The sequence below is a fragment of the Leptospira kanakyensis genome, assembly GCF_004769235.1.
GTDB lineage: Bacteria > Spirochaetota > Leptospiria > Leptospirales > Leptospiraceae > Leptospira_A > Leptospira_A kanakyensis.
In genome coordinates, this window is the sequence record NZ_RQFG01000018.1 from 350,455 (window position 1) to 373,178 (window position 22,724).

The 22,724-nt window shown below is 39.7% G+C and carries 20 protein-coding genes; 10 read left to right on the forward strand and 10 right to left on the reverse strand.

Features of this window, described 5'->3' with window-relative positions; all coding sequences use genetic code 11:
• Nucleotides 1-27: 27 nt before the first annotated feature.
• The 5 genes from EHQ16_RS14055 (at nucleotide 28) to EHQ16_RS14075 (ending at nucleotide 5,511) form a co-directional block, all read left to right on the forward strand.
• The gene (locus tag EHQ16_RS14055; RefSeq protein WP_244242091.1) at nucleotides 28-474 is read left to right on the forward strand and encodes a GNAT family N-acetyltransferase; all 447 of its coding nucleotides are present in this window, start codon (nucleotides 28-30) and stop codon (nucleotides 472-474) included.
• Nucleotides 475-695: 221 nt separating this feature from the next.
• The gene (locus EHQ16_RS14060) at nucleotides 696-2,507 is read left to right on the forward strand and encodes a PAS domain S-box protein (protein ID WP_135633431.1); all 1,812 of its coding nucleotides are present in this window, start codon (nucleotides 696-698) and stop codon (nucleotides 2,505-2,507) included.
• Nucleotides 2,508-2,572: 65 nt separating this feature from the next.
• The gene (locus EHQ16_RS14065; protein WP_135633429.1) at nucleotides 2,573-3,160 is read left to right on the forward strand and encodes a DUF6962 family protein; all 588 of its coding nucleotides are present in this window, start codon (nucleotides 2,573-2,575) and stop codon (nucleotides 3,158-3,160) included.
• Between the two features lie 41 nt (nucleotides 3,161-3,201).
• Nucleotides 3,202-4,209: a sensor domain-containing diguanylate cyclase gene (locus EHQ16_RS14070; protein ID WP_135633427.1), complete on the forward strand. Its 1,008-nt coding sequence runs from the start codon at nucleotides 3,202-3,204 to the stop codon at nucleotides 4,207-4,209.
• A 63-nt stretch (nucleotides 4,210-4,272) separates the two neighbouring features.
• Nucleotides 4,273-5,511, forward strand: a complete 1,239-nt coding sequence (locus tag EHQ16_RS14075; RefSeq protein ID WP_135633424.1) for an NADH:flavin oxidoreductase/NADH oxidase family protein — start codon at nucleotides 4,273-4,275, stop codon at nucleotides 5,509-5,511.
• A 32-nt stretch (nucleotides 5,512-5,543) separates the two neighbouring features.
• Here EHQ16_RS14075 and EHQ16_RS14080 read toward each other — a convergent pair whose 3' ends face one another.
• From EHQ16_RS14080 to EHQ16_RS14105, 6 genes are all read right to left on the reverse strand, one after another.
• The gene (locus EHQ16_RS14080; RefSeq protein WP_135633422.1) at nucleotides 5,544-6,083 is read right to left on the reverse strand and encodes a DUF6428 family protein; all 540 of its coding nucleotides are present in this window, start codon (nucleotides 6,081-6,083) and stop codon (nucleotides 5,544-5,546) included.
• Nucleotides 6,084-6,094: 11 nt separating this feature from the next.
• On the reverse strand, nucleotides 6,095-6,517 hold the full coding sequence (locus EHQ16_RS14085; RefSeq protein ID WP_135633420.1) for an arsenate reductase ArsC: 423 nt from the start codon (nucleotides 6,515-6,517) through the stop codon (nucleotides 6,095-6,097).
• A complete protein-coding gene (locus EHQ16_RS14090) occupies nucleotides 6,510-6,857 on the reverse strand; it encodes an ArsR/SmtB family transcription factor (RefSeq protein ID WP_135633417.1) in 348 nt (115 codons plus the stop codon). The genes EHQ16_RS14085 and EHQ16_RS14090 overlap by 8 nt, the downstream gene beginning before the upstream one ends.
• 152 nt (nucleotides 6,858-7,009) lie before the next feature.
• Entirely contained in the window at nucleotides 7,010-7,819 is an 810-nt protein-coding gene (locus tag EHQ16_RS14095) for a hypothetical protein (RefSeq protein ID WP_135633415.1), read from the reverse strand.
• 29 nt (nucleotides 7,820-7,848) lie between these two features.
• The gene (locus EHQ16_RS14100) at nucleotides 7,849-8,811 is read right to left on the reverse strand and encodes an NAD-dependent epimerase/dehydratase family protein (RefSeq protein WP_135633413.1); all 963 of its coding nucleotides are present in this window, start codon (nucleotides 8,809-8,811) and stop codon (nucleotides 7,849-7,851) included.
• Nucleotides 8,808-9,986 (reverse strand): DUF445 domain-containing protein, encoded by a 1,179-nt coding sequence (locus EHQ16_RS14105; protein WP_135633411.1) that lies wholly within the window; start codon nucleotides 9,984-9,986, stop codon nucleotides 8,808-8,810. Before EHQ16_RS14105 ends, EHQ16_RS14100 begins: the two co-directional genes overlap by 4 nt.
• 286 nt (nucleotides 9,987-10,272) lie before the next feature.
• Here EHQ16_RS14105 and EHQ16_RS14110 point away from each other — a divergent pair, with 286 nt between their 5' ends.
• A complete protein-coding gene (locus tag EHQ16_RS14110) occupies nucleotides 10,273-14,004 on the forward strand; it encodes a Cna protein B-type domain protein (protein WP_135633409.1) in 3,732 nt (1,243 codons plus the stop codon).
• A gap of 52 nt (nucleotides 14,005-14,056) precedes the next feature.
• On the opposite strand, the gene EHQ16_RS14115 is transcribed toward EHQ16_RS14110, so the two are convergent.
• Nucleotides 14,057-14,839: an ABC transporter ATP-binding protein gene (locus EHQ16_RS14115; RefSeq protein ID WP_135633407.1), complete on the reverse strand. Its 783-nt coding sequence runs from the start codon at nucleotides 14,837-14,839 to the stop codon at nucleotides 14,057-14,059.
• Nucleotides 14,832-16,304, reverse strand: coding sequence for an HDOD domain-containing protein (locus tag EHQ16_RS14120; RefSeq protein WP_135633406.1), 1,473 nt, complete (start codon nucleotides 16,302-16,304; stop codon nucleotides 14,832-14,834). Before EHQ16_RS14120 ends, EHQ16_RS14115 begins: the two co-directional genes overlap by 8 nt.
• A 101-nt stretch (nucleotides 16,305-16,405) precedes the next feature.
• On the opposite strand from EHQ16_RS14120, the gene EHQ16_RS14125 reads away from it, so the two are divergent.
• Nucleotides 16,406-16,618 carry a hypothetical protein gene (locus EHQ16_RS14125; RefSeq protein WP_244242092.1) on the forward strand — a complete coding sequence of 71 codons (213 nt, stop codon included), beginning with the start codon at nucleotides 16,406-16,408 and terminating at the stop codon, nucleotides 16,616-16,618.
• Here the strand turns inward: EHQ16_RS14125 and EHQ16_RS14130 are convergent.
• Nucleotides 16,615-17,727, reverse strand: a complete 1,113-nt coding sequence (locus tag EHQ16_RS14130; RefSeq protein WP_341867434.1) for a 6-hydroxymethylpterin diphosphokinase MptE-like protein — start codon at nucleotides 17,725-17,727, stop codon at nucleotides 16,615-16,617. The genes EHQ16_RS14125 and EHQ16_RS14130 overlap by 4 nt on opposite strands.
• A gap of 318 nt (nucleotides 17,728-18,045) precedes the next feature.
• Nucleotides 18,046-18,519 (reverse strand): DNA primase, encoded by a 474-nt coding sequence (locus EHQ16_RS14135; RefSeq protein ID WP_135633402.1) that lies wholly within the window; start codon nucleotides 18,517-18,519, stop codon nucleotides 18,046-18,048.
• 139 nt (nucleotides 18,520-18,658) lie between these two features.
• On the opposite strand from EHQ16_RS14135, the gene EHQ16_RS14140 reads away from it, so the two are divergent.
• Genes EHQ16_RS14140 through secA form a run of 3 tightly spaced genes read left to right on the forward strand, consistent with a single transcriptional unit; the run spans nucleotide 18,659 to nucleotide 22,702 of the window.
• Complete coding sequence (locus EHQ16_RS14140) at nucleotides 18,659-19,249, forward strand: hypothetical protein (protein ID WP_135633400.1); 591 nt, start codon at nucleotides 18,659-18,661, stop codon at nucleotides 19,247-19,249.
• On the forward strand, nucleotides 19,246-19,935 hold the full coding sequence (locus EHQ16_RS14145; RefSeq protein WP_135633398.1) for a type 1 glutamine amidotransferase: 690 nt from the start codon (nucleotides 19,246-19,248) through the stop codon (nucleotides 19,933-19,935). Before EHQ16_RS14140 ends, EHQ16_RS14145 begins: the two co-directional genes overlap by 4 nt.
• 10 nt (nucleotides 19,936-19,945) lie before the next feature.
• Nucleotides 19,946-22,702, forward strand: coding sequence for a preprotein translocase subunit SecA (secA, locus tag EHQ16_RS14150; protein WP_135633396.1), 2,757 nt, complete (start codon nucleotides 19,946-19,948; stop codon nucleotides 22,700-22,702).
• Nucleotides 22,703-22,724: the final 22 nt, after the last annotated feature.

Here is a 22,724-nt window from a genome sequence, read left to right on the forward strand (position 1 = left end):
TCCATGAATCAAAATTTCAAAATTCGAATGGTCGAAACCCTAGATCCAAACTCACAAATTTGTTTGGATCATCTTTGGGAAGAAATCCAAAATCGATATGGATTCCAAGCACCAAACCCAATGGACTTCCAAGATTTTTTGCCTCCTGGTGGTAAGTTTTTTATCGCCGAACATAATGAAACAAAGGAAACAATCGGATCAGCCGCTTATACAAAGTTTAGTGATTCACAATGTGAATTGGATGCCGTTTATGTATTTCCCAAGTTCCGTAAAAACAAAGTCGCCATATCATTGTTAAATGAACTAGAGAAACAAGCTCAAGCCGACCATTATTCTTCCATGATTTTGCGAGCGGGCGCACCACAACCAGAAGCTCTAACTTTATACAAAAATTTTGGATTCAAAGAAATTCCATCGTTTGGTAAGTGGGTATCAGATCCCACTGCCATTTGTTTTGAGAAAAAAATAATCTAACTCGTTTTCTTTGGCCGCCCGGGCGAGCTACTCCGGAGTCCGCGTTCGCTTCCCCCTGCTTTGTCTATCGCCAAACCAGGGTGCCTGCGGCATCCTTCGTATCCCTGGCGGTTTTCATCCAACTTTACAATGTTAGATTTTCTTTTTTTAAATTAAAAAAAGGCTGACTTTCATTTCTCTGTCTGACAAAATCATACTTCTGTTTAGAGGTCTTGTTTGTTGTGGAAAAAAAAGAAAATAAAAAATTAATCCCTCCCTCGTCCTTAAAGGAAGAAGATGAAAAACACAAACTCATCCTTCGTCAGATGGAAACCTTAGGAAAAATTGGACATTGGGAAGTAGACTTCGTCAAACAAACCTTACATTGGTCAGAAGGTGTTTTTTATATTCTCGAAATGGATCCGTCCGCCATGCCTGTAGACTTAGAAAAAGGTTTTTTATCTGTCCATCCCGATGACCGCGAACGTGCCGTGAAACATATGCAAGATGTTTTAGAAACAGGAATCAAATACGATTTAGAATGTAGACTCATCACCACAACTGGAAAAATCATCTTTGTCCATTCTCTTGCTGATGTGATTCGCGGAGAAAAAAATGAACCCTTACAAATTGTAGGAATATTTCAAGACATCACCGAACAAAGAGAAGCTTATCAAAATCTTTTACAAAAGGAACTTAGGCTCAGCACCATCCTCAAGTCAGAACCAGAATGTGTGAAAGTAGTTTCCCCAGAAGGAATTCTCATCGAGATGAATCCCGCCGGATTACAAATGATAGAAGCTGACCATCCGGAAGAAGCTCTCGGACAAAAAGTGGAAAATTTAGTTTACCCAGAAGATTTGGTTTTTTATCAATCCTTACATAAAAATGCTCTCCAAGGAATCCAGTCCAGCGCACGATTTCGAATCATTGGTCTGAAAGGAACCAAACGATGGATGGAAAGTACTGCCGTTCCTCTCACCAACCAATTGGGAGAAATTACCTCGGTGCTCAGTGTCACTCGTGATATATCCGAAAAAGTAAGTGCAGAAGAAAATCTCATACGCATTAAAAAAAACCAAGAAGCCCTGATCAATGGGACTTCTGATTTAATTTGGTCTTTAGACTCTAACTACCGTTTGATTGCTGCAAACCAAGCCTTTCTGGATGTGATGGGTTTTCTCCTTGGAGTTGTTGCCAAAGAAGGAGATTCTGTTCTTATCTTAAACCAAGGAGAGGCCTTTTATGAAAAATGGAAGGGTTACTATGAAAGGGGTCTCTCCGGCGAAACTTTTAAAACATACGAAAAGTTCCTAAGTCCCATTACGGGAAAAGAAGAACACCGCGAAGTATTTTTTAATCCTATTAGAAATACAAACCAAGAGATTACAGGTCTCGCTTGTTTTTCTAAAGACATCACCGATTTGATGTTGAAACGAATGGAACTTGTTTCGAGTGAAAGACGGTACCGGGCTCTTGTCGAAAATGGTGTAGATGTCATTGCAATCCTGAGTGCTGAAGGTTTTGCAAAATATGTTTCTCCATCCATCACTAAAGTATTGGGATACTCCGAAAAGGAAGCCATGGAGATGAATTTATTTGATTTTCTTCATCCAGATGATGTTCCTAAAATCAAAGAACGATTGGAAGAGGTGATCACCCTTCCAGAAGGAAATTCCCTTCCCAGCCATAATTTCCGAGTCAAACACCAAAATGGTTCTTGGAGGTGGATGGAATCCACGATCACCAACTTAATGGATGATGAAAGTATCGGCGGGATTGTAGATAATTTTCATGATGTGACCGAACGAGTTGTCCAGATCACGGCCATCCAAACCCAAAACGAAAAACTAAAGGCCATTGCTTGGACCCAGTCCCATGTAGTGCGAAATCCTTTGGCCAAACTGATGGGGATTGTGGATTTGATCAAAACAGGAACCTTGTCCCCCACGGAAGAAAGGAAAAGCCTAGACCATCTGATCGAATCAGCAAAAGAACTGGATGAAATCATCCAAGACATTGTGCTAAAATCCCAAAGAGTCATAGTTCCATGAATTTATTCTAATCGGATGGTTTATTTTATCTTGCATCTTGTACTAAATTAGTTCTAATTCCTGCCATGGTTTTCTCAACATTTCTTTCTGACTTAGTTCTTTCCTTAGTTTCCCTCGCGATGGCTTACCGGTTCGTAGGGAAGTCTTCCATTCCCTCTCGTTCCGCTTTGTACGGATTTGCCATCATTGGAATTTCTGCGGGACTCGGTTCCATTCACTTTCTTGGAATCAACACACTCGATTCTATCTATCGTTTCTTTGTGGGATTGTCGGGATGTGTCGGTGTTCCTCTCTTAGGATTGGCATTTTTTCATTTCACCTTTCGTTCTTTGTCGGAAAAAACTTTTTTCCTTTTCATTGCTGTCGCATTTCTTCTGTATTTGGCATTCTCTTATCTCTATCCACTAGGTATTTATTCGACAGTTGTTGGTGGAATTGCGATGTTTATCATTCTCATTAGTTCTCTTGTGCGATTCCCTCGAAAATCAAATGCAGCTGTGATGGGAATCATTGGTTCTGTTTTATTTATCGTTGCTGGTCTTGTGATTGGTACTAAGGGCTCAACAGGTCCCGTTCTGAACGTTGATATCTTTCATATCTTACTTGCGATTGCTAATTATTGCATCGCCGAGGGAATCAAAAAATTAAGCTAGATTAAAAGTGAGGAGTTTTTAGAATCTTTCCAAGTGTGACTATGGAAAACTTCTCTAATTCCACGTTAGAAAAAATACTAAAACTCCAAACAGAATTAACTGCTGCCAAACCAGATGTTCCTTATCTTTTAGATCTCATCACTCTTCGAGCCAAAGAGATCACAAATTCTGATGGGGCAGTTTTTGAATTAGTGGAAGGTGATGAATTAGTTTATCGCGCCGCAAGTGGAATGGGGGAAAAACAAATTGGACTTAGAATTCCAGTCAAAGGAAGTTTCTCTGGCCTAAGCCTACAATCCAAAGAAACGTTATATTGTTCAGATTCAGAAATGGATGATCGGGTCAACAGAGAGGCTTGCCGCCGTGTAGGCCTTCGTTCTATGATTGTACTTCCTTTGTATTTTGATTCTGAAGTTCTTGGTGTTTTAAAAGTACATAGTGCAGTCGTTGATTATTATTCAGCTAACGAAACTTATGTGCTAAATATGTTGTCGGGAACGATGGCCGCCATTTTGCACAATGCATATCGTTGGGCAGAAAGAGAAAAAAGCCTGCAATCGATGGCTTACCTTGCCAGTCACGATGCTCTCACTGGTGTTTACAATCGTTCTGCCTTTTATGACTATTTGAGAAGAGGACTACATCGAATCCAGGAAGATCCTTCCTGTTTGACTGTTGCTCTTTTTGACTTAGATGGTTTAAAAATTGTGAATGATACACATGGCCATGCTGCAGGAGATTTTTATATTTCTAAGTTTGCCAGTCGTTTTTCTCATTTGCTCCAACACCAAGATGTGTTTGCTAGGCTTGGGGGAGATGAGTTTGGCCTCATTTTGATCCATCACGAATCAAAAGAATCTACACTTGGATTACTCGGGAACCTTACCAAAATGGTGGAAGGAGAAATCCAATTTGATACCACCAAGTTGGAAATCAAAACCAGTATGGGGCTTTCCTTTTCTCCCGAAGATGGAACGGAACCGGAAACTTTGATGGCAATTGCAGATAGTCGTATGTATGAACACAAAAGGTCCAAAAAAAATAAGTAAATCTTCGCATCTTAGATTCCTTCCTGTATTCATTGAATCTTTAACATTGTCTAACAAAGACAAATGAATCTTACATCCCCATTATTTTCTCAGTTCTCTCTTCCAAGTGGTGTGACTCTACCCAACCGACTGGTAAAAGCGGCGATGGAAGAAAACCTTTCTAATCCCAATTTAGAACCAGACAAAGCGTTATGGAATCTTTATGAAAATTGGGCCTTGGGAGGTGTTGGTACCATCATCACAGGAAACGTAATGGTGGACCACAGAGCCATGACAGGGCCCGGAGGTGTAGTTTTAGAAGACGGTTCTTCCTTGGATGGATTTCGCATTTGGTCTTCTAAAGCAAAAATTGCTGGGGGAAAGATCATTATGCAGATCAATCATCCTGGTAGGCAAGTATTAGCAAAGTTAGGTGGTGAAGTTTGGGCTCCGTCTGCGATCCCAGTAGACATCGGGAAATTATCCAAACTTTTAGGCAAACCCAGAGCCATGACGGAAGGGGAAATTTTAGAAACCATAGAAAGATTTGCCAAAACGTCCCAGTTGGCTGAGGAAGCAGGTTTTGATGGCGTAGAAATTCATGCTGCCCATGGTTATCTCATCAGTCAGTTTTTATCTCCACTAGTCAATAGAAGAGAAGACCTGTGGGGTGGGAGTTTAGAGAACAGGTCGCGATTTTTGTTAGAAGTGATTCGTAAGGTGCGGGCATCTGTGAAACCAAGTTTTATTGTCGCAGTGAAATTAAATTCTGCTGATTTTCAAAAAGGTGGATTTACGTTTGAAGACGCAAAAGAAGTAATATCCAAAATACAAACGTTAGGTGTTGATTTTATCGAATTGTCTGGTGGTAATTATGAAGCTCCGGCCATGCAAGGAGAATCTCGTGACGGTTCTACACTATCGAGAGAGGCATATTTTTTAGATTTTGCCAGTGAAGTGGCAAAAACAGCGACAGTTCCCATTTTGGTCACAGGTGGAATTCGAAAAAAACAAATCGCAGAATCCGTTTTGGAATCCGGAGTTCCTTTGGTAGGAATTGCCACGGCTCTTGCCCTTAATCCCAATCTTCCGAATGATTGGAGAGAAGGAAAACTAGGAAACCCAACCCTACCTGAACCAAAATGGAAATCGAAAACCTTAAAAGGTTTGGCCAATATGGCCATGGTACGTTACCAATTGAATCGTTTGTCGCAAAATAAACGCACCACAGTTAAGGTATCACCAGTTTTACGATTGTTATTCGATCAAATTCGTTTGTCGAAATTGACAAAACGGTACAGGCGGTGGATACAAAAGAATTAAGTTAATCGTTCCAACCACCACCTCTAAATCATTTAACAGCAGCCAGCTTCTTCCTTCTCTTCTCCAGCGGCTGTTTTTGGGGTACAACAACTTGAAGTTGTTTTTTCTAATTTTGGAAAAGAAACCACACCTGTTGGCAATCCGCAACTGGCACTTGCCTTACATTCCGTTTTCCCATCTTTTAAATGGATTGTGAGGGACTTTCCATTGGTTTGCATTTCTGAAACAAAATATTGTCTCATGGCAGTTCCTTCGTTTCCAAATTCAATTCGTAAAGTAGCATCATTCGGAATGTTCATAGAACCATTTACTTTTTTTAGAATTGAATTTACCTTGGAAAGTGTCATCGGATTTGTATCTGTTTCTTTATTTGGTTCCAATACTTGTAAAATAATTTCTGTCCAAGAATCAGATTTTCCACCACAATCAACAGACTGAATGTTTGCGAGTTTGAATTCAGTGATATGGTAGTTGGGAAATATCCTTTTGGTTTCACTATATAAAAACTCTAAGTGAAGTTCTGGATATAGTTCTAATTTGGTTGTAAAGTCATTCCATGTTGCTGTTTTCATCTTCTTATCTCCTATAGTTCCTTATTCATAAATGATTCACAATATTCTCGAATTTCTTCTCGTGTTTTGGCAAAGGCAGCTCTTACCTCTTCTTCTGTTCCTTTTAATTTAGAAGGATCTGAAAAATTATAATGAAACCTTTTTGCATCACTGGGAAAATACGGACAATTTTCTTTGGCATGATCACAAACTGTGATGAGATAATCAAACTGAATGTTTTTATATTCATTGATATGATTGGAAGTATGATTTGATATATCAATCCCAACCTCTTTCATGGTAGCGATGGCTTTGGGATTCACTCCATGGGTTTCAATTCCGGCACTATAAACATTGGCTTTGTTTTTTGCATAGAATCGCATCCAACCTTCTGCAATTTGGCTCCGACAACTATTTCCCGTACAAAGAATTAAAATATTCTTTTTGTTATTCACAACAGCTTCCTCCCTTTTGATTTTTGAAATTTTCTATCATTTGCATTTGGTCTGAAAATTCCCTATAGGCCAGGTTCAAATTTTCCCAGTGGATACAATAACAAGAAGAAGTTCCTTCTACTTCTCCTTTCACAAGTCCCCCATCTTTTAATTCCTTTAGATGTTGGGAAACTGTGGATTGAGCCAAAGGGAGGATTTCTACAATCTCTCCACAAACACATGTTTGTTTTTGTGCCAATACTTCTAAGATAGCCAACCTTGCTGGATGGGAGAGAAGTTTGGTAAAAGACGCAATCCTTTGGATCTTTTCCGGAAATTCTGTTTTTTTGTTCTGCGCCATAGTTTATCGTAAATATACGATAAATGGATTTTTGCCATTCTCGTCAAGGGGAATTTGAAATTTTCGGGATAAAGAAAACCCCAGGATTTCCCGGGGTTTTGGTTTTGTTGGTTGGTTTGTGTTTTGAAATGAAGAGAGTTGTGGCCTGATCCTTACAGGCCTGAACCATCGGGAATCACCACGGGTTCATCAGAAGTAGGGGTATCCGGTTTCACATCCGAAGGAGTGTAACCATGGTCATTTTGAGGTCTTGGACGATTGTCCCATTCCCCCGGATTAGGTTTTTTGTTTCCTTCCACCGAGAACAACCATCCATCTTCTTCTTTGTTTTTTGCCCCTTGTTCATGGGGATAAGAATCAATTGGTCTTATGGTGATGGAAATGTATTGGATGATCCTTTCGTCTTTGATTGGATCTAAATAGGACAAACTATCGTTACGCCATCTGTTTTTAGTACGAGTTTCTCTACGGAAACTTTTCATCACCATGTCTAGGTCTTTGGAATACTTTGCAAAATAAGCTCTAGGTGTTTTTGCTTGGATTACATAATACATTCCGCCCTTTCTGTGGAACAAAAATCGATTGGAAATCATTTGTTTGTGTTCTGTATAGTGTAACACAACAAAGACGGATTCATCAAATCCTGCGATTTCGTTTTCTAACATTTTTTCCCTAACAAGTTTTAAATCAGGGTATTTGGTGAGAAAAGTATCCACTGTTTCTTCAATAAAGCGATCTATATCGTATTCTTTGGTACGACGTGCTACATCTACCTGTAACACAGCCTCTCTATTAGTTTTGGAAAATTGTATTCGAACTGTATCAGGGTGGCGTAAAACAGACTTTGCCCAACCTCTTGGATATTCAAATGCAAAACCTAGAGAATCTTCAATCCAAGTTGCTGCATCCAAATGAGAAAGAGTAAGACATAATAAAACAAGTAGGCAAAGTCGCTTTTTCATACTTAGAATATCGGCCCCCAGTACCTTGTTTATTGATAGTCGGTGAGCCCTTTTCGTAAATCTCGTTCTGGAAAAATTCCCAAATTTTCCCAAGATTTAGGATCATAAATGGCTACCGACTCTAACAAAGGTTGGAGTGGGGATCCATGAAAGGGTCTTCTTTTAACAAAGGCCAGAAAACGGAAAACAAGTTCGATCATTCTAGCAAAGATTCCTCCCACAGGAATGGGAAAAAGGGAATTTCCGATGACCCGTAAACTTTGGAATGTCTGAATGACTTGGTTCACAGTCACAAATTCAGGGTGAGAGAATACATAAACTTGTTTCGGTGTTTTCCCATCTAATGTTTGTTTTGTCCAGGTTACTAATGCATTTGTGGCGTCGGTTATATGAAGGACAGATTTTTTACGAGAGGAAGGTATATAAGGATAAAATTTTAGTTTGGTAAGAGAACGAAGTTTAGAAATAAAACTTTTTGTTCCTTTGCCATAGATACTTGCCAATCGGAATATAGAATAAGGTCTACCGGAATCTAATACATAGTTTTCAGCCAAAGCCTTCGTTTTTGCATAGATGGTAGTTCCCATTCTTTCGCTGTTAATGTTTAAATCAATTTCTTTGGATCCATAAACTGAGACCGAACTGACAAACCCAAAATGAGGGACTTTTTTTGCCTTAGCAAATTCCACAATTAACTTTGTAGAAGTAACGTTGATTTGGTGGTAAACCTCTTCGGTGACTTTGGCTCCAGAAACAACGGCGGCTAAGTGTAAAATTAAATCAATGGATTCGGGAATCAAAAATTCATCCGAACTTTTTATTTTAGAAAGATCTCTTTCATAAAACTTAAAGTTTTTATGAAACCGAATCGAATCAGGAAAATTCGCATAATGATTTCCAATGGCGATGATTTTATAATTTTCAATCAGTTCCTTTAATAATTCTTTTCCAAGAACCCCACTGCCTCCTGTGATGAGAATTGTTTTTGTCATACAAGAAATACCATTTGAAACCATCCCACTACGGCACCGAGCGCCGCACCCACTAAAATTAATAACAATTCATCTTCTTGAAAAGCAGATCTTAAAATAGATTCAAATTCTTTGGGGGGAAGGGCCGCCATTCGATCCCCCATCATGGTTTCAATTTCCAAAGCAGAACCTAAATATTCTTCTAAGTGAAATGATTTTTCTATAGCATTATCAGCCATAGCCACTCCAATTCTTTCTTTGGCAGCATCAAACTCTTCAATTTTTCCCGTAGCATAGAGCGCTGGTTTGGCGAGAAAGGTAACTGTGTCCACATGATGGACCACTTCATTCCGAATGATGTCGATGATATCTTGGGATGCTTTCCCAAAAATTAATTCAGAAAGTATATTTTTCGGAGTCAAAATTTTTTCACTCACTAACTTTGCATAGAGTCTAGAAACCTCTGTTTGCCTTTTTAAAAACAAACCTTGGTAAGTAAAAATTCCTAAAAACTTTTTCGGGAGTAGGGGACGAAAGATCATCTCGAGAGCCAAATAATTTGTAAGATATCCCACAATCACTCCCTGGATGGGAAGGGTCCAATTTAAGGGAAAATAAATCATAAAAATCATTTGGACAAGGCCCAAAAGAAATCCAAAATAAAATCCTGACCTTTCGATGAACCGAAACTCAGGAGCTCCTACTTCTTGGAAAAGTTCTACAACAAGGCCTACATTATTCCCCGATAGTTTTTTCAAAACTAAGGACTTTACATCAAATAGGGAATCAATGTCTTTTTGGAGTTTGCGAATCACTTTGCGGATGGTGACTCCACTTTCCCTTTTGACTTTATGGTAAATTTCTTCCCGAACGACATCGGGAATCATATCCCAAAGTTTGGGATCGAGGCTGTTCGAAAACTCACGAATCGTATAGCGAATGCTAGGTTCTAAGGCTGGTAAAAAAACTGTCTCCGCCTTTTTGGGATCTACTTTCAAAAAGACTTCTTTGATATTGAGAAGGCGCTCAGTAATCACATCCACGGACTTACTGGCCATTTTATGGGCCTTTCTAGGAATGATGCCCTGCCATCCGAAATAAGGAGGGATTCCTACAAATTGGATGGGGTAAAAAGTCATCTTCAGGGCCAACCAATTGGTCACCCAACCCACAAATCCATAGGTGAAGGGAATCATTAGGAGTTTCCATTGTTCCGCTGTCAGCCCATTCTCCCACATTCCGCTATGAGTAATCCCTAGGAGATAGAACAAGGGCAATCGAAATTCCTTCCCGAGGCGATTTTTCCTGAATGGAATCGTAACTTTTGTTATTTTTTTGCCGATACCCCTAAAAAAGGTTTGATTTGTGTACGGAAACAGACTACAAATGGTACACTTCGGAAGTGTTTTAGGTATTCCCCGAAGTGCATTGGAAAATCTGTGGTTTTACCACAAAGCGAATTTTAATTAGAGGGTAAGTCTTATGCGTGTTCGAGGAATCATTACAGTTCTCGTTCTTTTATCTTTGGCAGTTGTGGGTTGTTCCCGCAAAAAGAAATCAATGCCGTTTTGGTTCCTTCTTGGAACTGGTGGTGCTGTATCTGATGCAAGAGATGGAGTCGTAACTCCTCCTGATTCCAACGGGGTTCCTCTCCCCAATCCTGGTGATGGTGTGACACCAACAGACCCAGAAGAAGTTCCGGGTAACAATTCCGAACAAGAAGTAGCAAACCATGGCCCTGCACGAGTCATTGGAACCATCGTTCCTGTCGTTGCTGGTGTTCCTGCCAATGTAGTTTGTGGAAACCCTGGGGCTCCCTCTGCACCTGGATGTATCGATCTTACTTTAATCTCTGTTAGAATCGAAGTTGCCAATGGAGAAACAAATACCCTCGTTGCCTCCACTTATGCTGGATCCAATGGCCGATTCCAATTTGATTTAACTGACCTTCCTAACAATAACTACCGAGTCCTTATCAATACAGGATATGGTCTCAATTATGCTTACCAAGATTTTTCCTTTGTTTTTGATCCTACGCAAAACCCATACACTTTAGTGAATGTGGGAAATCTTCTCGCAGAACGTTTGTATTACGGACAAGGCCCTGCTCAGTTTGTAGGAGTGGTCACAAGCCCAGGATTTTCTGGCGGTGGAGTCACTGTTCCTGCTGGCCCTATTGCGGGAATCACAGTTTCTATTGTTGATTCTAATGGAAACACTGTAGGCACCGGAGTGACAAATTCCAATGGATCCTATGTCATCAATATCAATCCACTTCCTAACGGAAATTATACAGTGGTTTATTCAGGTGATTCCGTAGAAGTGTCTGGCCAACCCTTTGCCAATACCTCTGAGTTCATTCATTATACATTCCCTGGAACCAATCCAAACACTGTGGCTCAAGTGGACTTGGGAGAAACAAGCCTTCCTTGGATGGCAGCAACAGAAAGTGACCTCCACTTAACAGGAAATATCTTAAACGGTGCACTTCCTTCAGATTCTACTACTGTATTCACAATCAAGTTAAAGAACCAACAAGGTGCTATTTTACAAACAGTACAAATCACTGGGAATGGAAGTTTTTCCATTGAAGGTAGTTACCTGACCAATGGTGTTTACTACATAGAAGTATCAAATCCTGTCTTTTACACGGTTTCTCAATCCTTTTTGTTTACTGCTTCTCCTACTGGGGGAACCAAAAACGTAGCTCTTGCTGACCCTATCTACATTGTTGCTAAACCTTCTCTAGTGACAGGGTTTGTAAAAGATGCAGGTGGTGATCATGTTGCGGGAACTGTCATCAACGTAAGGCCTTCGGCTAACCAAGCACCTTCTCGTCTTCTGTATCTGAAAGATGACCCAAAACTTGGAAACGCGGTCAAACTTTGGATTGTAGAAGCACTCAGTGCCGTTGCAGGGACTAATTGTTCACTCAACCAAGCAGGTTCTATTTGTTCCTGTGCTGTGAATCCAACTGCTTCTTGTTTGGCGGCCGTACAAGGATCAGGCCCATGGGCATACCAAACTTACGGAAACAAACTTTACGAAGTAAACCCAAACACAAAAGAAGTGTCCTTCCTTGGTGCAAGTGGGCTTTGGTCCTATTACATTTCAGCTCCAGGATTTGAAAACTATTGCGGATCCAATGTTTCCCCTTGTTCTTCCAATCCACTCCAAGTGAGTTTGAATGGAAACAATTACAATGCGGGAACCATTTCTATGACATCCATTGCCACTCGTTCCCAAATCCTTGGATCTATCTCTGTTCGTGATACGGCTCCTACTGCGAGCTCCGTCCATACGAACCAATCGGGACTTTTTGTGGTTTTACTGGGAAATACTTCTGCGGATGGATCCAGTCTCGCTCACATTACAACCACTTCAGCAGGACAATTTAGTTTTGGTGGTAGTTCCTATGTGGTGACTTTACCAACCATCCTTCCTGTTCCTTTTACGAATGATGAAGCCGGCCGAGTGGGTTATGCTTTAAGTCAATTGGGAACAGGTGCTGCTACGACTCTGGCACAAACACCTGGTGTTGCTCGTGCAAATGATAGCAATGCATCCATTGATGTGATCAATGGAAATGAATACAACTTCCGTCAAAGTTCTTACCAACTCATCGTTGTGGACAGGGTAGCTCCTTCTTACCAATCGAGTTACTTATCTTCTACAAGTTTGCGAGTGGACACATCAAGTGTGGCGACAAACCAATATGCTTCTTCTCCTGCCGTTTTCAATTTGAACGGAACAGTGATGCATAGCCCAAGAGCCACTGTCACTGGTGTGGTGACCGATGCCGTTTCTACTCAAAATGTGAGTGGTGCTACTGTGACTCTCGGACGTCTCGTCGGTGGAAATTTCACTGCTGATGTTCGCCGTGACTGTTCTGGTGGTTTTGATTCTCCGAATTGTTCCGTTTCTTCTACAAGAACTTCTGGTTCTGACCAAGTGGTGGGATCGGTTTCTTCTCAGTCTAATGGAAGTTATAGTTTTCCATTCCTTTCTCCTGGTTCTTACCAACTCCGTGTGGAAAAAAATGGAATCACTACTTACTTCCCTGTCGAAGTGGGAAATGGTGGGGGAACGGTAGTTGTCAACACTCCTGTCATTACAAATGACGGTCGTGGTCACTTATCGGGTTCTGTCAGAACTCCTGGTGGATTTTCTTTCCTTGGAACTTATTCTTTGGAAATTGTAGATCCGAACGGTGGGACATTACGTCCATCAGCAGGTGTTCAACCGTCTTCCATCGCTACAGGAGCAACCATCTTCTCGAATGCGAGCCAATACACAATTTTCAATATCAACGCAGGTCGTTGGAAAGTTCGGTTTGTCTCGGCAGGATATACTTCAGTGGAAGGAATTGTGGACATCCAAGCGGATGTAACCACTAACTTTGATATCATTACCTTTGTTCCAGGAAGCCAAACCAGTGGTTCGATTTCTGGACGGGCTTTGTCCGCATTGTATAACACTGGAGTTTGTAACCTAACAGCTCGCATCCGACCAGGTGTGAACGTAAAATCGGGAGCCTATGCGATCGATGCGAATGGTGCGACAATTGCTTCTGTCAAAACATCTACAGACGGATCTTATGTGATTCCTTCCGTGCCACCAGGAAACTATACTTTGGAAGTTTCTGGTTCTGGAAAACGAGGAGATTGTACATCAGTGTCTGAGAACTATTCTACAACTTATAGAACGGTTGTCTCTGCTGGATCGGAAACTCCTGCAAACCAAAACATCTTAGTCACACCAATCCTTCCTGATAACGAAATGCGAGTGGTTCTTTCTTGGGGTGCGAAACCGCGCGATTTGGATTCTCACTTACAATATGGAAATTCCGCTAACAACCGCATTGTTTGGAATAACAAAACTCCTCTCGGTGCTGGGAATGGAAGTTTGGATTACGATATCACAACAGGATATGGCCCAGAAACAATCACACTCCAAGGTTCTGTTTGGAGCCAACCAAATCGTTACTATAGCATCTACAATTGGTCTGGTGAGGCCCTTATGGGAATCTCTGGAGCCAATGTCCGTGTGTTTAAAGGAAGTGTAGGGGAAGTTAGAAACTATTCTATTGCACCAAACCATTCCAATCGTTGGTGGAAAATCTTCTGTATCGCACAAGACAAAACCATCTCTGATGTGGGAACTGCGGGTTGTAGTGCCACTAACTTTATTGAAAGGTCAATGTATTCCAATTAGTTGGAATACATTTTTCGAACACCGAATTTAGAAAATTAAGTTTGGTTGTTTTTTAGGAAAGGACAGTAACGGAATACTGTCCTTTTTTTTCGTTCACTTGTAAATCAAGATCGTAAAGATCTGAAAGATTTTTATCTGTCAAAACTTCAGATTTTTTCCCAAAACTAATTACCTTTCCCTCTTTTAATAAAAGAATTTTGGAAAAGTCCTCAGGGATTTCTTCGATCCTATGTGTGATGAGAATTCTTGTTAGGTTGGGATTGTTTGTTTTTAATTGGAATAAGGATTTTCCAAAATCTACTCTTGCAGTGATGTCCAAGGTGGCAGTTGGTTCATCGAGAACCAAAATTTCTTTTCCCGTCCCAAAGGCGCGTAAAAGTAAAACCTTCATCTTTTCCCCAGAGGAGAGTGTAGAATAAATTTGGTCTTTTTTATGAATTAGATTTATAGAACGTAACAAGGATTCTGCGGTCTTTTCCTGTAATTCTGTTGGGTCTTTATAAAGTCCAAGGGTTCCAATCACACCGGTGAGTACCATTTCCAATGTGGTGAGTCTTTGTAACAAGGATTCCTGGTGGCCGGATTGTACCATACCAATACGGTTTTGTAATGGTGCCATGGGAGTTTCACCGTATGTTTCCCCAAAGGCAGAAATGGAACCAGTAGTGGGCCAGGAATAACCAAAGAGCAGATTGATGAGAGTTGTTTTTCCGGCTCCGTTCCTTCCTATGATGGCAAGAGAGTCGCCGGCATTCAGCGAAAAATTGATTTTATCTAAAATCTTTTTATCAGTTCTTACAAAGGAAACAGATTCAAAACGGATCACTTCACTCATTCGATTTTTTAAATAATAATTCGATTTTGTTTACTGCAGCAGAGAACACATCGATATTATCTAAATTAAATTTAGCGAGTAGGATTTTGTCAATCGCATAGAAACCTTTTTTTTGTTCATGATAATCGGCCATCATATTTGCCATGTAGATGACCTCTACAAGATCACGAAGTTCTGCTGGTGCTAAAAATGGTTTGTGGTGGTATTCGATCGCAACACGAAGGTCCATTGGGAATTCCCATTTTTCTGCAAGCAGTGCTCCGAGTTGCGGGTGGCTTAGTCCAATTGCCATTTCTTCTAGTAGAGTAGAGTTTCCAGAATCGACACCTCTTTGGTAGGTTTCAATTTTTTTGAAAAATCCCCTGTCCACGGAAAGTAAAAGGAATTTTCCAATGTCGTGTAACAAAGCACTCACGGCAATGATGTCTGCAATTTTATTTGTATGGTTGTTTTCTGTGGCCAGATAACGCGCGTAATAACTACAACGGCTGGAATGATCCCAAACATCCATCATCTTGCCATATTGGCCGTCCATAATTTTACGAACGCCCGAAACATAGAGAAGGTTCCGTAAGTTTTTTAGTCCTACCACTTTCACCGCTTGTAAGATGGAACTGACTTGGCTTCTGTTGGCAAAAAAAGCAGAGTTAGAAAGTTTTAATAGATCAGCAGAGAGAGCTGGATTCTTTTCGATTTCTTGTGAAATCATATGTAAGTCAGAATCTGGATTGTTACATAATTGAATGATCTTTGTAAGGGAATGAGGGAGTGGCGGAAGGCCATCAATTTCGTTTAAGAGTTTGGTTTTTAAGTCTGTTTGGATTTCAACAGGGGTTGTCACTTCTGGTACAGACAGTGTAGCGCGCGTTATTTTATCGTTTGTAAAAATTTTGAACTTTTCCGAACCAATTCCAGAATTTTTGAGAAGGAGTTGGATGAGTACTAATCCTAAACCAGCAGATTCAGTGCTGTCAGAAACATCAGTGAAGGCATCGGATAGGTCGTTATAATTTTTTGCGACTTCAATCCTTCGGTTAATCCGTGCTAGTTCTTCTTTGGTGATGGGTGCGTTGTTTTCTACAGCAAAGTGGATGGATTTACCTTCTACTTTCATCAGTAGGCTGATGTAGTAATTTCCGCCGTCTAACCGATCCAACTGTTCGTTCCACTTCATGATGATATTTTCTTGGAACCGGGACATTCCCTTAGCATAGTCACCAGCGTTTTGGATGTCTAAATTTTCACGGGTAAAGTAATCGCGTTTGGCATTGGCTTTGTTGGCGTTCATCAGGAGTTCTTTGAGGACAGTGAAGATGACTTCCACTAAATAAAGTTTATCCATATACCCCATTACATGGACAAGTAATGCGTATATCTCCTGATTTTGTTCTTCTGTAACAAAGTAAAAGTTGATTCTAGATTCTTTTGCGGTTTCTAATTGAGAGATAATTTCTTGAAAATTCACAAACGCTGTTTCCCGTAACACTCTTATATTTTAAATTCTTTTGGACGCAATAGATATTTTTTTCCCATCCAATTTCTATTTTGTCCCAGGGGAATTGTATAGTGATTACAACAGTGGAGGAAATCACTATGGATATGTTAGACCAAATGAATTTGCATTTACTCATGCAAGAGAGATTAGAAAAAATTTTAGAAGATATCGAAAGAAGGCCTAAGGGAAAATCCAAAAAAACAAAAGCTTTTGATCGAATTCCCGCAAACAAAGAACGCGCTGAGTGGAATCTACAAGAAATACCAGTTCTATTCGGTGCTTAACTTAGTGAAAACCGCAACCAAGTGGTAAGGGTTTTTTTATGGATGATGCCAGAATGGTCTTGGTTAGCCCACTTTGCCAGTTCTGCTATTGATGGGGGAAATCCCTGAAATGTTTTTAAGGAATGATTCTGATCTTTTTTGGATCGAAAACTTATTTCCTTTGTTTCTGAAAGAAATTGAACATCAGAAAGAGATCCATTGGGATTTATTTGTTCCCAGGCTTTTTGATTTTTGCCTTTTCGCTCACCAGAGTACAAACGTTTGGTGATAAACTCTAAACTTCTAACTCTATTTGTTTCTGGTAAATAATACCTTTCATATCCAGTTCCCTTACAATGGGACTTTCCACGTTCTGCTAAGTAACTAACACCGCTCACAAAAAATTCTCTGTTTTCTATCGATTTCGTAATGGAAGATACCATCCCAAGTAAATTCAAACTGGGATTGGAATAAAGGGGCCATGTTTTTCCCAAACTTTCTAAAAATAGATGTTCTATCATTTGATCCAGAGGGTGGCCCGTATTCACTAGAATTTTTGGATTCGTTAGATCAAAAATATAGGAAGCCCCACCTAACCAAGTTATGATGGGTATATGCCGAGGAAGGTCCAATAAAAAATGATAGGTTGTCCCTCGACCGGAATCAAAAGAAACAATATAATCAGGAATCACCCCGCTTGGTAAAAGGTATCCAAGCGCTGTGTCACTGGCAAAAATTAGAAATTGATTTCTTTCTTTTTGGATTCTCGGAAGATCCAATTCTAATCCTGGACTTGCGCCCAGAAATAAAACAGAGGTTTTGTTTCCGACAAAGGATTGAAACCATTGGAAACTAGTTTTGTTAGAAAAAAGATTGGTTCTATTTTTTAAATAGTTATGTGTCCATAACTTACTGAAGTGTTGGATTGTGTTCCGGTTGATTTCGTTTATGGATAGTTCTTTCTGAAAGTTTGTTTGGCAGTCTTTTGTGAGTTCTGGAAACATTCTTTCATAATTTGGAGTGATGTACAAAGTCCATTTTGACTGCGAGGAGCTCGTTTGGTGCGAGAGATTCTTGATTTTATCTTTTAAATCCGACCAATTGGGGCTTTTTCCCGTAATGAAAAACAAAACAAATCCATTGGATTTTGCCTGGTTTTCTAGGGTTTGTATTTCTGTTTGGAATTCTTTTAATTCGTAAATTTCTTTGTGAGGTTCCCAGAAAACGATAGTTTGGTGTTCGTTTGGTGTTTCTAAATAAGTGCGGACAATGTGTAAAGCTCCAATACCTAAAACGACAGGGATAGAGTCAGATCGAAAGTTCGAAAGAAATCTAGAGGCTTCCTTTGCAGGAGAGACTCTAGAATGTAGGTAAGATTGGTCGGATGTTTGAAAATTATAGAGAAGGTTGTTTTGGAAAAGTGGAGTTAGAGGAATGGGAGTAACCTCTTAGTCCTCTTCATCCTCGTCTGCATCATCATCGTCATCAGAGTCGTCGTCGAAATCGTCGTCATCATCATCTTCTTCTTCGTCGTCTGAATCATCACCAAACTCGTCTTCAAAACCATCTTCGAGTTCTGGTTTACGTGCTTCTTCTTCTGGGATAAAATCTTCTTCAATGTCTTCTTCTGCATGAGGAGCAAAGGAAGTTCCAGCAGTGGAAGTAACCCCTGCCAGTTTGTCTTTTTCCGCTTGGAGGAGAGCTTTTTCTTCAGAGGAAAGGTATTTCCACTGAACCATATCGTTTGTTAGTGCGTATAATGCTTGAACTGTTAGTTTACGGTTCTTTAATTTTTTAGGGAGAGTGATTTTTTCGATTTTATCGATGGTGCTGAAACCGGCCACGCAAGTTTCGTATTTTTTTTCCCGGCAAAGTTCTATTAAGGATACGATATCGAAGTCTTCTTTATGCGATTGGCTCATGTTTTGCTGATTCCCCGGAGGCAGTGAGTGGAATGTTAGACCAGCCTGAGGGGTGGGGGTCAGATGTCAAGGGAAAGTTCGAAAACGGGCTTTACAGGCCTTCTTATAGTCCAAACCATGGGGATGGATCGTCCAATATATGGGCTTTATGAAAATCTCTCTCATCTCAATCATTAGTTTATGTCTCATTAGTTGCGCCCCAGCGAAATCCTCCTACTTTGGAGAAGAGTCTTGGGTCGGACTTACCGAAAGTGGCGCTGAAATTTCTTTCTCCAAACTAGAAAAGGAAGAAATTGCCCTCAATGTTTACTCACCGGACTGTGTTCCTTGTTGGAAAGAAATCCCCGCCCTCAATCTTCTATACGCAGAAATCGAAAGTCAGTTTCCTTCGAAAGCTTTATACATGGTTGTGGATCCTTACCAAATTGTTCCCGACATCTCCGACGATCGTCCGTTTGGTGAAGTGTATCAGTTGGCAAAACAACGAATGGAAATCGAAATTAAAAATAGAAAAATCCAGGTTCCCATCGTTTTTATGAAACCACCGTTCCGTGTCAAAGAAGGTGGGCTCATCACTGGAACACCAGAGACCATGTTGTTTGTGACTAAACCTATGCGTTTGTATTATAATTTTTTAGGATCAATTTCAGAACAGGCATCTGCTGATGTCATTAGAAAAGATGCTAAGTTTAATTTCTTTCGTTACCAATTCGGAATGGAATCATTATGAGAGCAGTATTCATAAGATTTATCGATTGTGAAGGTCCGGGAATTTTAGAACCCTTACTTCGTGATGCAGGTTATAGGATTAGTTATCAAAATGCTTATGATAGACGAATTCATTTGATGCCTGAAATTCATTTGAATTTTGATTTGATTGTAATGTTAGGTGGCCCTCAGTCGGTTGCAGATCCTGGAGAACAAGAGTTTTTTAAGCCGTATTATGATATCGTAAACAATGTAGTAGCATTGCCTAATAAAAAACTCATTGGGATTTGTTTGGGTTCACAGATCATTGCAAGGGCGTTAGGTGCAAATGTTCGCCCCGGAACCAAAGGCCCAGAAACAGGTTTTTCGGACTTACAAATTTTAAAACAAGATCATCCTATTTTTAAAGGAATTGATAAAGAATCAATTTTAGCATTCCATCTTCATGAAGATATCTTTGACATTCCTGTAGGTGCAGAACATTTACTTGCTAGTGAATTCTATGCAAACCAAATGTTTGCTTATAAAAACAAGATTTTTGCTTTTCAAACTCATTTAGAACCAACTTTGGAAATGTTAAATGTTTGGCAGTCGGTTCATAAAGAGTTTATCGCAAAAGGGACTGGCGATTTTTCAGAGATTGCTAACAAACAAAAGGTAATGGCGGAAACGGCCACTACTGTATTTCGAAATATTATAAATTTATAACGGACTCGGTATGTTTCAAAAAATATTAACCATTTTATTCGGAAGTAAGTATGAAAGGGATTTAAAAAGATTAAATCCAATTGTAGACGCTATCAATTCTTTTGAGCCGACAATCAAAGCTATGGATGACGAAACGTTGTCCGCTCAAACCAAAAAGTTTAAAGAAAGATTGGCTGCGGGTGAAACTTTAGATGATATTTTGCCTGAAGCATTTGCAACAGTTCGTGAAGTGGCATATCGGACTTTGGGTATGCGTCATTTCGATGTGCAGATGATGGGAGGAATTTCCTTACATTGGGGTAATATTTCTGAAATGAAAACGGGTGAAGGTAAAACCTTAACCTCTACTTTGCCAATCTACTTAAATGCACTTTCTGATGCAGGTGTTCACGTTGTTACAGTAAACGACTATTTGGCAAAACGGGATGCGAATTGGATGCGTCCGGTATTTGAATTTTTAAAAGTTTCTGTTGGTGTGATTCAACATGATATGGATCACGAAGAAAGAAAAGTTGCTTATAATTCCGATATCACTTATGGAACCAATAACGAATTTGGTTTTGATTATCTACGTGATAACATGGTGAGTTATAAAGAACATCGTGTGCAAAGACAACATAACTTTGCAATTGTGGATGAGGTGGATTCCATTTTGGTGGATGAAGCGAGAACCCCTCTGATCATTTCTGGTCCTGCGGAAGAATCTACAGACAAATATTTAAAAGTGAATAAAATTATTCCCAAACTCATTGAAGGGGAAGACTACGAGATTGATGAAAAAGCAAAAAATGTAATTTTATCGGAAGCCGGTGTTCATCATGTAGAAGAGTTGTTAGGAGTGGAAAACCTTTACCAAGCGGAAAACATAGAACTAGTTCATCACGTACAACAAGCACTCAAAGCTCATAAGATATTTTATAGAGACAAAGATTATGTAGTACAAGATGGAGAAGTCATCATTGTTGATGAGTTCACTGGTCGATTGATGAAAGGACGTCGTTATTCTGACGGGTTACACCAGTCCTTGGAAGCAAAAGAAGGAGTCACCATTGCTCGTGAATCACAGACACTAGCTTCCATCACTTTCCAAAACTATTTCCGTATCTACAAGAAGTTAGCTGGTATGACAGGAACTGCGGACACGGAAGCAGAAGAATTTAAAAAAATCTATAATTTAGATGTGATTGTGATTCCTTCTAATTTAAAAATCCAACGCCAAGACAATCCTGATCGTGTTTATAAAACAGAACGCGAGAAGTTTGATGCCGTAGTGAAAGACATCCAAGAAAAGGTATCGAGAAAACAACCGGTACTTGTGGGAACGATTTCCATTGAAAAATCAGAAGTGTTGTCTAAACTTTTGACTTCTCATGGAATTGCACACAATGTTTTAAATGCAAAACAACATGAAAGAGAATCGGAAATTGTAGCCAATGCTGGCCGACCGGGAGCGATTACCATCGCTACGAACATGGCGGGTCGGGGAACAGATATTGTTCTTGGTGGTGCTCCTAAATACAAAGAAGACTTGGAAAAGTTGGATGAACTTACGGATTCTTTGGGAATCAAAGCAAAGGCTGAAGTAGAAGTAATTTATAGTTTTCGTGAAAATTTAATCAAACAGAAGTTTGATGACGCAGAATCAAAAATATCTGAAATCAGAAACGAAAATATCAAAAAAGAATGTAATAAAATTTTGACTGAAGCCAAAAAATGGAAAGTTGATCATGACTTTGTGATTGGTGCAGGTGGATTACATATCATTGGATCGGAACGACATGAATCACGTCGGATTGATAACCAGCTTCGAGGTCGATCTGGTCGCCAAGGGGATCCGGGTTCTTCAAGGTTTTATTTATCCTTACAAGATGATTTGATGCGAATTTTTGGATCAGACCGAATTGCTAGAATTATGGACACTCTCAAAATGCCGGAAGGCCAAGAGTTAGAACATAATATGGTATCTAATGCTATAGCAAGAGCACAAAAACGTGTAGAAGGCCATAACTTCGACATCAGAAAACATTTGTTAGAGTATGATGACGTGATGAACCGCCAAAGGATTTACATCTACGGAATTCGAAACGAACTTTTAGACAAAGGAAACATGTCGCGAACCATTGCGGATTTTTTTGATGAAGTTGTTGAGAATCAAGTAATTGTTTATTGCGAAGGGAATAACGTAGATGCTTGGGAAACCGATTCACTCAATGAATGGTTACAAAGTTTAGGAATCACAGAAATCATTGATGGAAAACAATTTAAAAAAGAATCCAATCCACAGCTCAAAGTATTTGAAATTGTATCTAAATTAGTAAAAGACCTTTATGAATTTAAAGTATCTTCTATTGGTGAAGAAGTTTGGAGATCGATTGAAAGGAATGTGTTTTTAGACATTTTGGATCATCGTTGGAAAGAACATCTTTATGCGATGGATCATTTGAAAGAAGGTATTTGGACTGTTGGATACGGTGAAAAGAATCCACTCATTGAATACAAACTCCAAGGATTTAAGATGTTTGACCAGTTGGTTGAAAGTCTTAAAAATGAAGTGGTATCCTTTCTCTTAAAAATTGAAGTTACGGAATCCGATCGTAATCAAGATGAGTCCTCACCAAAAGAATACAAAAAAATTGGAGAGGAACAAAGAGCTGAGGTAGATATGTTTGGAAACGAAGTTAAATCTAACAAAACCAAAGCGCAAGTATCATCCACAACTAGTTCTGGTGGTGGATCGGAAAGAAAGTCTAGTCGAAGGAAGAAGTAAACGAATTTATACTTCTTTTTAG